10 protein-coding genes are annotated in these 12845 nt (G+C 75.3%); 1 reads left to right on the top strand and 9 read right to left on the bottom strand.

Annotation, left to right across the window (positions count from 1 at the left end; genetic code table 11):
- Positions 1-13: 13 nt before the first annotated feature.
- The 4 genes from ABT295_RS08635 to ABT295_RS08620 form a co-directional block, all read right to left on the bottom strand.
- Positions 14-757, bottom strand: a complete 744-nt coding sequence (locus ABT295_RS08635; protein WP_352393951.1) for a response regulator — start codon at positions 755-757, stop codon at positions 14-16.
- Positions 733-2622 carry a sensor histidine kinase gene (locus ABT295_RS08630; protein WP_352393950.1) on the bottom strand — a complete coding sequence of 630 codons (1890 nt, stop codon included), beginning with the start codon at positions 2620-2622 and terminating at the stop codon, positions 733-735. The genes ABT295_RS08635 and ABT295_RS08630 overlap by 25 nt, the downstream gene beginning before the upstream one ends.
- A gap of 157 nt (positions 2623-2779) precedes the next feature.
- Positions 2780-3283, bottom strand: coding sequence for a pyridoxamine 5'-phosphate oxidase family protein (locus ABT295_RS08625; RefSeq protein WP_352393949.1), 504 nt, complete (start codon positions 3281-3283; stop codon positions 2780-2782).
- Complete coding sequence (locus tag ABT295_RS08620; protein ID WP_352393948.1) at positions 3280-3978, bottom strand: hypothetical protein; 699 nt, start codon at positions 3976-3978, stop codon at positions 3280-3282. Before ABT295_RS08620 ends, ABT295_RS08625 begins: the two co-directional genes overlap by 4 nt.
- 180 nt (positions 3979-4158) lie before the next feature.
- Between ABT295_RS08620 and ABT295_RS08615 the strand changes: the two genes are divergently transcribed.
- Positions 4159-4656, top strand: a complete 498-nt coding sequence (locus tag ABT295_RS08615) for a universal stress protein (RefSeq protein WP_352393947.1) — start codon at positions 4159-4161, stop codon at positions 4654-4656.
- 10 nt (positions 4657-4666) lie between these two features.
- Here the strand turns inward: ABT295_RS08615 and ABT295_RS08610 are convergent, their stop codons facing one another.
- The 5 genes from ABT295_RS08610 to lysX form a co-directional block, all read right to left on the bottom strand.
- Positions 4667-6079, bottom strand: coding sequence for a cation:proton antiporter domain-containing protein (locus ABT295_RS08610; RefSeq protein WP_352393946.1), 1413 nt, complete (start codon positions 6077-6079; stop codon positions 4667-4669).
- A 111-nt stretch (positions 6080-6190) separates the two neighbouring features.
- Entirely contained in the window at positions 6191-7087 is an 897-nt protein-coding gene (locus ABT295_RS08605) for a sigma-70 family RNA polymerase sigma factor (RefSeq protein WP_352393945.1), read from the bottom strand.
- Positions 7088-7271: 184 nt separating this feature from the next.
- Positions 7272-8261 (bottom strand): SGNH/GDSL hydrolase family protein, encoded by a 990-nt coding sequence (locus tag ABT295_RS08600; protein WP_352393944.1) that lies wholly within the window; start codon positions 8259-8261, stop codon positions 7272-7274.
- The gene (locus tag ABT295_RS08595) at positions 8254-9369 is read right to left on the bottom strand and encodes an alpha/beta hydrolase (protein WP_352393943.1); all 1116 of its coding nucleotides are present in this window, start codon (positions 9367-9369) and stop codon (positions 8254-8256) included. Before ABT295_RS08595 ends, ABT295_RS08600 begins: the two co-directional genes overlap by 8 nt.
- Entirely contained in the window at positions 9360-12749 is a 3390-nt protein-coding gene (gene lysX / locus ABT295_RS08590; protein ID WP_352393942.1) for a bifunctional lysylphosphatidylglycerol synthetase/lysine--tRNA ligase LysX, read from the bottom strand. The genes ABT295_RS08595 and lysX overlap by 10 nt, the downstream gene beginning before the upstream one ends.
- Positions 12750-12845: the final 96 nt, after the last annotated feature.

The following is a 12845-nucleotide window of genomic DNA, read 5'->3' as shown; positions in this document are numbered from 1 at the left end:
ACCGCTCGCCGACTCAGCACCCGCCGTCGTGGTGCGGGTGCTGGGCGCCCCACACGGCCGCCTGCGTACGGCGCTCGAAGCCGAGCTTGGCGAGCAGCCCCGACACGTAGTTCTTGACCGTCTTCTCGGCGAGGTGCAGCCGCTCGCCGATCTGACGGTTCGTCAGGCCGTCGGCGATGAGGGCCAGGATCTGGTCCTCGCGGTCGGTGAGGGGCGGGGTGGGGCGGCCGTCGACCACGACGCCGTGCCGTCGCCCGCCGTGCGGCGGCGTGCCGTGACCGTCGCCCCCGCCACCCGCGGTGGCGTCGGGGGAGCGCAGGCGCGCGAGCAGCCGCTCGACGAGCGCGGGGTCGATGAGGGAGTGGCCGCGCGCCACGTGGGCCACGGCCTCGGTGAGCGACGGGCCGCGGATCTGCTTGAGCAGGTAGCCGGAGGCGCCCGCCATGACGGCGGCGAAGAGCGCGTCGTCGTCGTCGTAGGAGGTGAGCACGAGCGAGCGCGTGCCCGGGCTCGTGACCGCGATATCACGGCACACGTCGATGCCGTTCCCGTCGGGCAGCCGCGCGTCGAGCAGCGCCACGCGGGGCGCGAGGACGGGGATGCGCCGCCGGGCCTCGGCCACCGTGGCGGCCTCGCCCACCACGGTGAAGCCGCCGTGCGACTCGAGCAGGTCGACGAGCCCGCGCCGCACGATCTCGTGGTCGTCGAGCAGGAAGACGCTGACGGGGCCGGTCAGCTCGTCAGGGGCACGGTCCACCTCAGCGTCCTTCCTCGTGCGTGCGCGCGCAGCGTGCACTCGCCGCCGCGGGCCCGGGCCCGCACGCGCAGGTTGCGCAGGCCGTGACCGCCCCGGTCGCGGGGGTCGTATGCCGGCGACCGCCCGTCGCGCGCACCCTCGGGTCGGTCGTCGGTCGCGTCGTCGCTCGGGTCGTCGCTCGGGTCGTCGCTCGGGTCGTCGTCCGGGTCGTCGTCCGGGTCGTCGTCCGGGTCGTCGTCCGGGTCGGCGTCGGGGAGGTCGGTGGTGTCGGTGACCTCGACCGTGACGGCGTCGGCCGAGGCCGTGACCGTGACGGTGACCGCGGTGGCGCGGGCGTGCTTGACGACGTTGGTGAGGGCCTCGCGCAGCACGGCGGTGACGTCGTGCAGCAGGTCGGGGTCGACGACCGTCGCGACCGGGCCCTCGAGGTGCAGGGTCGGCTCGAGGCCCAGGCCGCAGCTCGCGGCGCCGACGACGGCGGAGAGCGTCGAGCGGACGTCGGCGGTGGTGGCGTCCTGGAGCTCGAAGATGGTGGCGCGGATCTGGCGGATCGTCTCGTCGAGGTCCTCCACGGCCCTTCCGACCGCGGCCGACACGGCATCCGGGTCGCGGCGGGTGCGGGCGGTGTCGAGGAGCAGGCCGGTGGCGAAGACGCGCTGGATCACGTGGTCGTGCAGGTCGCGCGCGATGCGGTGCCGGTCCTCGAGCACGACGAGGCGCTCCTCGTCGGCACGACCGTCGGCCAGCTCGAGCGCGACCGCCGCGTGCGCGGCGAACTGCTCGGCCATCTCGACCTCGGCGACCCCGAACGGCCGGCTGCCCGGGCCCCGGGCCACGACGACGGCGCCGCGCACGCCGGCCTCGCCGACCAGCGGGCAGGCCATGACGGGCGCGTCGGCGCTCCCGCGCAGCCGGTGCCTCAGCCGGGGGTCCGTCGGCCCGGGGGTGGCCGCCAGCACGGCGCTGCGCTCGCGCAGCGCGGCCGCGGCCAGCTGGCCGACCGCGGGGGTCGGGTAGGAGGTGCCGACGAGCTCGTCGGCACCGAGCCCGCGGGCCACCTCGACGAGCAGCTCGTCGTCGTCCGCGGTGGAGGTGTCGGCCGGACCCCCGTCCGGGCCGTCACCGTCCGGCAGGGGCGGCGTGGTGCGGGGCAGGGCGATCGCCACGACGTCCGCGTCGGCGAGGCGCAGCACGGCGTCGGCGATGCGGACGAGCACGTCGGACCCGAGGCCGGGCCGCAGCAGGTCGCTCGTGATCTCGGCCGACGCGCGCAGCCACTCCTGGCGCAGCCTCGACTCCTCGTAGAGCCGGGCGTTCTCGACGGCGACGCCGGCGCTGGCGGCGAGTGCGACGACCAGCTCCTCGTCGGCCTCGGTGAAGTCCGTCCCGTCGATCCGGTCGGCCAGGTAGAGGTTGCCGAAGACCTCGCCGCGGGAGCGCACGGGCACCCCGAGGAAGCTCTGCATCGGGGGGTGACCGTCCGGGAAGCCGGCGGAGCGCGGGTCGTCGCCGATGCGGCGCAGGCGGATCGGGGCCGCCTCCTCGACGACGGCGCCGAGCACGCCGCGACCCGTGGGCAGGTGGCCGATGCGCTCGACGTCCCGTGCGTCGAGGCCCGAGTGGACGAACTGCTCGAGCCGCCCGTCGACGCCGATCACCCCGAGCGCCGCGTAGCGGGCCCTGGCCACCTCCCGGGCGGCCTCGACGATGCGGCGGAGCACCGCGGGGAGGGCGAGCTCGGAGACGACCGACCGGTTGGCCGCGAGCACGGTGCGCAGGCGGTCGTCCGCCCCGGCGGCCGGGTCGGCCCCGGGTGCCGGCTCGGGCGGCCGTTCCGGCCGGCGGGTCGCGCGCGACGACCTCATGCGTCCAGCGTAGGGCGGCCCGGGCGGCGCGGGGGCCGAAGCGGCCGGCATACGTCTTCGGCGCCCGCACCGGGCTCGGGTCCGGCGACATGTCGCCCGAACGGGAGCGGATCGCCGGACCGAAGCGGTGTCGCGGGACTCGCAGGCACCCCGGGCCTCAGGAGACGTCGCGGGTCGGGAGGGGCAGCTCCTGGGAGCCGAAGACTCGCCCGGTGAGCCGCTCGACGGTGATGCCGATGAAGACGTTGCGCACCCCGCCCGCCCAGGGCTCGGCGCCGTCGACGGTCCACAGGTGCGTCAGCAGGGCGGGGGAGGCGACGGCCTGGGCGCGGCCGCGGGCGATGACGCTCCACCCGGTGTGACGCGTGCGGTCGAGGTCGTCGACCTCGAAGGCCACGTGTGCCGGGTGCACGAGCTCGGACAGCACCCCGAAGGGGGAGGTGCGGAAGACGATGAGGTCGGCCGCCAGGGCGTAGCTGACGGGGAAGATCTGCGGGCCGTGCCCGGCGTTCCAGCTGACGCGACCGATGTCGTGCGACTCGAGCAGCGCCTGGCTCTGCGCCGTCGTGAGGTCGGCGTAGCCGAGGCGGCGACCGGCGCGTCGGGTCGGGTGCGTCTCGTGGGCCGCCGCGGCTGGGCCCGGGTGCTCGGAGGCCCTCATGACCGGCCTCCCGCCGCGCCGACGCCGAGCCGGCGGCGGCGGCCGTGGTGCCCGGGCGCGAGCCCCGTCGGCGAGTGACGGTCGCGGGCCGCCGACCGGGCCTGCTCGCGGCAGCGGTCGAGCTCGGCCCGCACGCGGGCCAGCTCGGCGCGCACCTCGAGCAGGGCGGCGAGCTGCCCGCCCACGGTCCGCGACCAGGCCTCGACGGCGCGCCAGTCGGCACACCAGGTCAGCGGGATGCTCGCGTCCGCGCGACCGGTCGGCACGGCATACGGCGACGGCGGGCCGGGAGGGGTGGCGGGCGGCGGGACGGGGGAGGCGGGCGGCGGGGCAGGGGCTGCGAGCGGTCGCGCGCCGGCCTCGCGGTGGCTGACCCGCAGGCCGTCGACGACGACCACGAGGTCGAAGACGTCGGTCGGGGGCGCCGCGACGAAGGGGCGGCAGGTCACCCGGTGGCCGGCGACCGCGAGCTCACGCGTGATGCCGGCGGCGACGGCCTCGTCGATGCCGGCCGTGGTCGCCGCGACGTCGGGTGCCGCGCCCCCGTGCGCGTCCGGACGGTCGCCCGGCCGCCCCGACCCGTGCGTCCGGGGCGAGGTCGCCCCGTTCGAGGCCGTCCGGTCGAACGGCGCCTCGTGCGGCACCTCGTCCGGTGGCGCGGGAGGGGTGGAGTAGGTGACAAGGACGCTGCCCATGGTCTTCTCCCAGCCGTTCCGCCGCGGGTGCGGCGCTCTCCTCCGATGCTCCGGGCGCCGGGCGCGCGCCGACACGGCCGAAGGTCGGTCCGGTTCGGGACCTTGGTCCTTGTGCCAGGGGCCCTCGGCACCTGCCGCCGCGGCGGTCCGCGCGCGAGGCTGGAGCCAGAGGTGAGCGAGATGGACGAGACGAGCAGCACCAGCAGCACCAGCAGCACCGGCAGCGGGCGACCGGGGCCGGTGGGGGAGCGCGGCGGCACGGTCGTCGTCGGGGTCGACGGCTCCAAGGCGAGCCGGATCGCCCTGCGGTGGGCGTGCGCCGAGGCCCGCGCGCGCGGCGGGCACGTCGTCGCGCTCTCGGTCTGGCACCTCTACCCGCTCGCGCCGCCGGACCGCGTGGGTGCCTCGCCGTGGTGGTTCACGACCGACCCGGAGGAGGCGACGCGCGCCCTCCTCGACGAGGTGGTCGGCGAGATCGCACCCGACTTCCCCGACGTCACCATCGAGCGCGAGGTCGTCTCGGGGCACGCGGCCGAGGAGCTGGTCAGGCGCTCGGAGACCGCCGACACGCTCGTCGTCGGGGCGACCGGCACCGGCGGTTTCGCCGGCATGCTGCTCGGGTCGACCGGAGGCGCGGTCGTCGAGCACGCGCACTGCACCGTGGTGCTCGCCCGCTGAGGCCGGCGGGTCAGGTCGTGCCGACGCCCGCGGCCCGTTCGCGCCGACCCTCGAGGTAGCGCATCACCGGGGTGGCGAAGGTGCCGTGCACCATGACCGAGAGCAGGATCGTGAAGGCGACCGTCGACCACAGCCAGCGCTCGTCGTCGAACTCGTGCTCACCGGCCGCGTAGGCCAGGTAGTAGAGCGACCCGATGCCGCGCACCCCGAAGAAGGCGGCGGCCAGCGTCTCCTTGCGTCCGAGGCCGCCCGGCAGGTCGGCGCGGCGCGCGGCCACGCGCAGGCTGAACCAGCCCGAGAGCGGCCGCACGACGAGCACGAGCGCGAGGGCGATGAGCACGCCGCGCCAGTCGAGCTCGCCGAGCACGCCCTTCGTCATGGCCATGCCGAGCAGCAGGAGGATGACGAGGGTCAGCAGCCGCTCCAGACGCTGCACCACCTCGTGCATCGAGCGGTGGTAGTCGTGGTTGCGCTCGGCCGCCCGCAGGGTCATGCCGCAGGCGAAGACGGAGAGGAAGCCGTAGCCCCCGAGGAGCTGGCTGGCGCCGTACGTCATGACGAGGGCGGCGAGGGCGAGCAGCGGCTCACCCTGCTCGGCGAGGCGCAGCGACGGACGCTTGGAACGGAAGGCGACCCGCGCCAGGCCGCGGCCCACGACGACGCCGACGACGACACCGACGACGACCTTGCCGACGAGGTCCCAGGCGAGCCAGTGCAGGCCCGACGACACGGCCCACGACGAGACGCTGCCCGCGCCCGCGACGAGCAGCGCCGCGGCGACGAACGGGAACGCGAGGCCGTCGTTGAGCCCGGCCTCCGAGGTGAGGGCGAAGCGCACGTCGTCCTTCTCGTCGACGGGCTCGCCGAGGCCCGACCCGTCCGCGTCCTCGGCGTCCTCGACGTCCTCGGCCCCCTCGGTGTCGTCCGCGCGATCGTCGGACGACCCGCCGGCCGCGTCGAGGTCGACGGCGGGCCCGGCGACCTGCACGTCGCTCGCGAGCACGGGGTCGGTCGGCGCGAGCACCGCGCCGAGCAGCAGCGCGGCGGCGGGCGCGAGACCGAGGCCCCAGCCGAGCACCGCGACCCCACCGATGGTGAGCGGCATCGCGATGCCGAGCAGCCGCCATGTGGGCGACCACGTGCGCCACGACGCCCGCCGCCGCAGGTCGAGCGGGCGGTCGAGGGCCAGGCCGACGCCCATCAGGGCCACGAGCACGGTGAACTCGGCCACGCGCTCGATCTGCGGCCGGATCTCGAGGGGGTCGAGCCGCATCCCCTCGGGCAGGGGCAGCAGCCCGATGCCCATGCCGAGCAGCAGCAGCACCATGGCCGCCGAGACGGCATAGCGTTCGAGCAGGGCGGGCAGCACGGCGGCGAGCAGCATTGCCGCGCCGGCGATGACGTAGATCAGGTCGATCGACATGGCGACACGGGTGGGGACTCCTACGGTGGGGGCACCCGGTGACGTACCCGCCGTCGCGCCCCACCGGTCACTCGCGCGGCCGCGGTCACCGGTCGGTCGCCCGACCCGGGCTCACGAGGCCGTGCCGAGCGCGCCGGCCGCGATCGTGCCCGCGGCGTGGAGCGGCACGGCGCCGTCCGCCCCCACCATGTCGTCCGCGCCCACCAGGTCGCCCTCGTCGGCCCCGACGCGCTCGACGAGGCGGTCGTGCAGCTGCTCGGTGATCCGGCGCAGGGTCCGCGAGACCTGCATCTGGCTCACGCCCCTCGCCTCGCCGATCTGCCGCTGGGTCATGCCGTCCACGTAGCGCAGCAGGAGCAGCTCGCGCTCGTCGTCGTCGAGCTCGGTGAGCGCCGCCGAGAGGCAGAGCCGGTCGTCGGCCCGCTCGAGGTCGGCGTCCGCGTGGGCGAGGAAGGTGACGAGGCCCGACCGCTCGTCGTCCGGCGAGGCGCTGTCGAGCGACAGCGGGCGGAAGCCGGTCGCGACCGCGGCGAGCTCGCGCACCTCCTCGACGCTGGCGCCCACCGCCTCGGCGAGCTCGGCGTCGGTGGGGGTGGCACCGAGCTGCTGCTCGAGCGAGGCCCGCACCGTCTGGAGGTTGGCCCGCAGCTCCTGGAGCCGCCGGGGCGGCCGCACGACCCAGCCCCGGTCGCGGAACCACCGCTTGAGCTCGCCCGAGATGGTCGGCACGGCGTACGACGCGAACGAGGGCGCGTGCCCGGGCTCGTAGCGCCGCACCGCCTTGACGAGGGCGAGGCGCGCCACCTGCACGAGGTCGTCGTGCTCGATCCCGCGCCCGTGGTAGCGGGCGGCCATGGTCGAGCACAGGTCGAGGTAGAGGTGGACGATCCGCTCCACGACCTCGTCGACCTCGCCGGGGCTCGAGGCATCGGCGAGCTGGGCGAAGAGCGCCGCGGTCTGCTCGTCGCGCTCGGCGAAGGATGGACGGTGCGAGTCCGAAGGTGCCATCGACTCATCTCCGATGCATGACGGAAGACGGAGTCGGCACTGTCCTGGACCGATCTGACCACTTCGAGCGTGCCACGAGTCCGCCGCGGGCGCAACGGTGCCCACGAAGGGTTGCTCTTACGTCGCTGCCGCCGGTGCGGCATCCGCCGACGTATGCCGGTCGCCGGGGTCGACGTGCCGGTGGTCAGCCGCTCTTCCACCTCTCGACGGCGCCGTCGCGCTGCAGGGCGTCGATGACCGCCGTGCCGAGCAGGGTGTGCCCGCTCGCGTTGGGGTGGTCCCCGTCGTCGAGCAGGTCGCCGGTCGGGTCGCGTGTCCCGCTCGTGCCCTTCAGGGGTGCGTAGGCGTCGACGTACAGGGCGTGGGTGGAGGTCGCCACCTGCGCCACGGTGTCGTTGACGAGCCGGGTCAGCTCGTCGCTGCCGAGCACGAAGTCGGTGCCGAGGGCACGCCCGACGGCGCCGTCGACCGTGACGTTCCAGTAGCCGATGACGGCGATGCGCAGGTCGGGCCGAGGGTCGATCGCCCGCACGTCGGTGATGATCCGCCGCAGGCCGTGCCCCATGGCCGTGAGGGTCTCGGTCCAGCAGTCGGAGGTCGCGGCCGGGAGGCAGTCGGGGTCGCCGACGTGGGCGAGGTCGAAGTCGTTGGCGCCGACCTCGATGACGACGAGGTCGGCGTCGGCCAGGTGGTCGCGCGTCGGGCCGGACGTGACGTCCTGCTCGACGTCGGCCGTGGTCGCCCCGCCGTTCGCGTCGTTGTGCACGACCCACCGGCGCCCCGTCGCGCGCCCGAGCTGGGCGCCGACCTGCTCGAGGTAGCCGGTGCAGCCGCACGTCTCGGCCGACGGCACCGAGTCGCCGAGCCCGACGAGCGTCATGGGTCCGGGCGGCACGGCCGAGGTCGTCGTCGACGTCCCCGGCGGTGTCGTCGTCGCCGCCGACGGCGACGGGGTCTGGCGCGCGGATCTCGTCGCGCCGGTGGATCCCGTTGCAGCCGTGGGACCTTCGCGGTGCTGCGACGAGCTCGCGGCCAGCGGGTTCGGCACGACCCCGCCGAGCATGAGGGCGCCGCCGACCACCACGACGAGCACGACGACGCCGAGGACCACGTCCAGGTGCCGCGGCAGGAAGGTCGACGGCATACGGCCTCGGCGGCCGCGTGGCTCAGCCACGGAAACCGGGCATCGTCTGGCCGAGCCAGGTCAGGGCCTGGGGCACGAACGGGGTGAAGACGGAGTCGCGGTGGCCGCCGTGCGCCAGGACGGTGCCCGTGACGTCGAGGGGTGGCCGGGCCACGCTGAGGAACCTCGACGTCGTCGGGTACGACAACGTGTCCTCGCGCGAGGTCAGCACCCAGAGGGCGACCGGCGGCGGCGAAGTCCTCGCGAGGTCGACGAGGTCGTAGCCGCGCTCGGTCGCCGGGGTCAGGGGGTCGTAGGCCGGGCTGAAGTCGGGCCGGAAGTAGCCGAGCAGCGAGATGGCGGCCCCGAAGACGTCGGGGTGGCGCATCGAGAGCGAGGCCGCGCACCAGGCCCCGTAGGAGTAGCCGAGCGCGGCCCACGCGGTGCGGGTCCGCTCGACGTGGAAGTGGCGCGCCGTCCAGGCCGGGATGTCGTGCGAGAGCCACGTGTCCGTCTGCGGCTCGCCCGCCGCTCCGTTGACGCACTCGGTGTCGAGGCCCGCCGGGGTGTCGATGCGCGGCACGACGACGATCGAGGGGGCGAGCCGGTGCTCGGCGGTGAGCGCGTCGACGGTGCTGAGGAAGTTGAGCCGCAGGAACCCGCGCGGCCCGCTGGGGAACCCGTGCAGCCCGAGGATGACGGGGTAGGTCCGCGGTGACCGCGGGTCGTAGCCGACCGGGAGGTGGACGTAGACCTGGCCCTCCGCGTTCGAGCGCTGGTCGACCACGGTGTAGGTCTGCAGGCGCGATCCCGGCCGCGGCAGCGGGGGGAGCACCGCGGGGGTGGTCATGCCCCGGAACCCGGGGCCGGCGACGGACGCGGCGACGACGGCCGTGGACGAGCCGCCGTGGTGCACCTGCACGGAGGTCGAGCGCGAGCCGAAGAGGTCGCCCCAGCTCGAGTAGAAGACGTACTGGTCGTTGAGCGCAGCCCCGGCGAGGGCGAGCACGAGGACGTTGAGCACGAGGACCTGCAAGCCTCGCGCCACGGCCTGCAGCGGTCGCCCGCCGCGTCGGGGCAGGCCCGCGACCACCAGCGCGAAGACGCCGAGGGCGAGGGCCCCGAGCAGGACGAGCAGGCTCGTGTCGGTCAGCTCCATGTCGGCCTCGGCTCTGTGTGGGATCGCCCGGCGGGAACCGGGCGGACGAAGGGGAAGGTCAGGACGGAGCGGATGGAGGTGCCGGTGAGCACCATGACGAGGCGGTCGACGCCGATGCCCAGCCCCCCGCTCGGCGGCATGCCCAGCTCGAGGGCGTGGAGGAAGTCGTCGTCGAGCTCCATGGCCTCGGGGTCGCCGGCGGCCGCCTTGAGCGACTGCTCCGTGAGCCGGGCCCGCTGGTCGACGGGGTCGGTGAGCTCGCTGTAGGCGGTGCCGAGCTCCATCCCGGCCACCACGAGGTCCCACCGCTCGACGAGGCCCGGCTGCGTGCGGTGGGGCCGCGTCAGGGGGGAGGTCTCCCGGGGGAAGTCGGTGAAGAAGGTGGGCATCAGGGTCACCGGCTCGACGAGCTCGGCGTAGAGCTCCTCGACGACGGCGCCCGCCCCCATCTCGGGCCGGACCGTCACGCCGTGCGCCGCGGCGATGCCGAGCAGCACGTCCATGTCGGTGTCGAGGGTGACCCGGCTGCCCACGGCGCGTGAGACGGCATCGAGCACCGGCACGACCGGCCAGGGGTCGCTGATGTCGACGAGCTCCACCCGCCCGTCGCGGGTCAGCGGCAGCGCCTCACGGCCGTGCAGGCGGACGGCGGCCTGCCGCACGAGCTGCTCGGTCAGCGCACGCATCGCGACGTAGTCGGCGTGCGGCTGGTAGACCTCGAGGGAGGTGAACTCGGGGTTGTGGGTGGAGTCGGCGCCCTCGTTGCGGAAGTTGCGTCCGAGCTCGTAGATCGGGCCGAGCCCGGCGACGAGGAGCCGCTTGAGGTAGAGCTCGGGGGCGATCCGCAGCGAGAGGTCGAGGCCGTAGGCGTTGATGAAGGTCGTGAACGGGCGGGCCGTCGCGCCGCCGTGCGTCGTGTGGAGCACCGGGGTCTCGACCTCCAGGAAGCCGGCCGCCTCGAGGGTGTGGCGGATCGAGGCGACGACGGCCGAGCGCCGGCGGAGCAGCTCGAGGCCGTCCGGGTGCACGATGAGGTCGGTCGAGCGACGTCGTGCTCGGGCACCGGGGTCCTCGAAGGCCCGGAACGGCACGGGGTGCAGGCACTTGGCCTCCATCCGCCACGACCGGGCCAGCAGGCTGGGCGTGCCGGACCGGGAGGTACCCCTCGTGCCCTCGACGCGCACGAGGTCGCCGACGTCGACGACCTCGGTGAAACGGTCCAGCTCGGACACCCCGGTGCGCGCGGCGTCGAGCAGCACCTGCGCGCTCGCCGGTCCGTCGACGAGGGTCGCGAAAACGACCCCGCCGTGGTCGCGGAGCGACCGGACGCGCCCGACGACCGACACGGCGCAGGCCGACCGGTCGTCGGCAGACGCCGTGCCCGCCGTGCCCGCCGTGCCCGCCGTGCCCGCCGTGCCCGCCGTGCCCGCCGTGCCCGCCGTGGCGGAGGCTGGCGACCACGACGCCAGCGGCGTCGTCACCGCCGTGCCGGCGCCGACCGGGTAGGGGTCCATGCCGGCCGCCCGCATCCGGTCCAGGGTCGCCCGGCGACGGCGGAACTGGTCGGAACGCCGGGGCCCGGCGTCGGTCGGGGCCGGGGCGGCCGCGAGCGCCCGCACGTCCGCCAGGTGGGCGTCGTCGAGCGTCGCCGGGGTCGACCGCAGGGACGGCAGGCGCACGAATCCCTCGGCCGCCCCGGCCGCCACGGCCACCTGGGGGAGGGACACGGCGTCCTCGTAGCAGAGGAAGCGGGGCAGCCACTCGGGCTCGTACTTCCTGTTCGAGCGGTAGAGGCGCTCGAGCTGCCAGAACCGGTCGAAGAGGCCGAGCACGGATGCGCCCACCCGGGTCAGCGAGCCGGACCCGAGGCGCTCGGCGTCCTCGAAGACGGCACGGAACATGCAGAAGTTGAGCGAGACCCGCCGCAGCCCGAGCTCCCGCGCCCGCGTGAGGAGCTCGTTGACCATGAGCTCGGTCACCCCGTTGGGGGCCTCGGGAGAGCGGCGCATCACGTCGAGCGACACCCCCGAGCGTCCCCACGGGACGAGGGAGAGCAGCCCCACCAGCGCCCCGTCGGGCGCGTGCGCCGTCACGTGCAGCACCTCGGTGTCGGCCGGGTCGCCGGCGCGGCTCAGCGCCATCGAGAAGCCCCGGTCCGACTCACCGCCGCGCCACCGGTCCGCGCCGGCCGAGATCTCCGCGAGCTCCTCGGCCCGCAGGTCGCCCTGGCGGCGGACGAGGACGACGAGGCCCGCCCGCGTCGCGCGCGCCACCGAGTGGCGCACGGGGGAGAGGGAGGCCCGGCGCAGGTCGTAGCGTGCCGGCTCCAGCACCGCCTCGTCGCCGAGCCGCAGCACCCGCAGGCCCGCTGCAGCCGCGTACGCGCGCGCGCCGCGCTCGCTCGCCCCGAGCACGGCCGGCACCCAGCCGAACTCGTGCGCCTCGGCCCGCCAGGCATCGATCGCCGCCTGCCAGCTGTCCGGGTCGCCGACCGGGTCGGCGGACGCGAGCGACACCCCGGCCAGCACGCGGTACGTCACGGCCGCCCTGCCGTCCGGGGAGAAGACGGATGCCTTGTCGCGCCTGGTCGCGAAGTAGCCCAGGGAGTCGTCCGTCCCGTGCCGGGCGAGCAGGGTGCGCAGGGCCACCTCCCGGTCGGGCGACCACCGGCTGCGCGGACGGGCGGAGGCGAGGAAGAGCGTGACGGACGCGAGGATCGTCAGGCCCGCGCAGACGGCCACCACCTCGACGACCCAGTGCGGCACGAGCGACAGCGTCCGGCGGCTCACGCCACCGAAGACCGCCAGCACGGTGTCGAGGAGCGGGTCGACCTGCGTCGTCGGCGCGTGGGCGACGCCGAGGAGCAGGCGGGCGACGCCCAGGGTGAGCAGGGCGCCCGTCAGCAGGGCCGCGAGCGCGAGACCCCAGGAACCGCGCTGGAGCCGTCCGGTGAAGCGTCCGCGCAGCCGCCAGAGCCACCAGAGGGCGAGCACGGCCACCCCCGTGGAGACGATGTCGAGGCCGCGGCCGAGCTCGCCGCGGCTGGCCCACATGTCGGTGCGCGGCAGGCGCGCGGCGGGCACGAGGGCGACGAACCCGACGTAGAGCCCGAGCACCTGGAAGACCGCCACGAACCAGAGGCCGATCCGCTTGCGGCCCAAAAGGGCCCGGGTGGCGAGGGCAAGCACGACGACCGAGACGAAGGTGGGGGCGACGGGCACGTTGAGCAGCCCGAAGAGCCCCTCGGCGAGGAGGGGGTGCGGGCGCCGGCGGGCGAAGAGGGTGAGCAGGACCGCCGCGAGGGTGGCGACGGCGTACGTGCCGGTCAGCAGCCTGGCCGAGCGGTGCGAGGCCGATGCGCGAGGTTCCCGGGTCCGCATGGTGCCGACGATGCTCCCCACCGCTGGGTGGTGGCTGGACGTCGGCTGGGAAGGCACTCACAGCGCACGTCCAGCCGGTGCCCAGCAGGAGGTTGG

The organism is Terrabacter sp. NPDC000476, from assembly GCF_040300125.1.
GTDB lineage: Bacteria > Actinomycetota > Actinomycetes > Actinomycetales > Dermatophilaceae > Terrabacter.
This window is presented reverse-complemented; position numbering and strand designations above follow the sequence as displayed.

Bases quoted from the DNA above. Each gene is read 5' to 3' on its own strand.
- ABT295_RS08630 (WP_352393950.1), bottom strand. From the start codon at position 2,622: ATGAGGTCGTCGCGCGCGACCCGCCGGCCGGAACGGCCGCCCGAGCCG.
- ABT295_RS08625 (WP_352393949.1), bottom strand. From the start codon at position 3,283: ATGAGGGCCTCCGAGCACCCGGGCCCAGCCGCGGCGGCCCACGAGACG.
- ABT295_RS08620 (WP_352393948.1), bottom strand. From the start codon at position 3,978: ATGGGCAGCGTCCTTGTCACCTACTCCACCCCTCCCGCGCCACCGGAC.
- ABT295_RS08615 (WP_352393947.1), top strand. From the start codon at position 4,159: ATGGACGAGACGAGCAGCACCAGCAGCACCAGCAGCACCGGCAGCGGG.
- ABT295_RS08610 (WP_352393946.1), bottom strand. From the start codon at position 6,079: ATGTCGATCGACCTGATCTACGTCATCGCCGGCGCGGCAATGCTGCTC.
- ABT295_RS08605 (WP_352393945.1), bottom strand. From the start codon at position 7,087: ATGGCACCTTCGGACTCGCACCGTCCATCCTTCGCCGAGCGCGACGAG.
- ABT295_RS08595 (WP_352393943.1), bottom strand. From the start codon at position 9,369: ATGGAGCTGACCGACACGAGCCTGCTCGTCCTGCTCGGGGCCCTCGCC.
- lysX (WP_352393942.1), bottom strand. From the start codon at position 12,749: ATGCGGACCCGGGAACCTCGCGCATCGGCCTCGCACCGCTCGGCCAGG.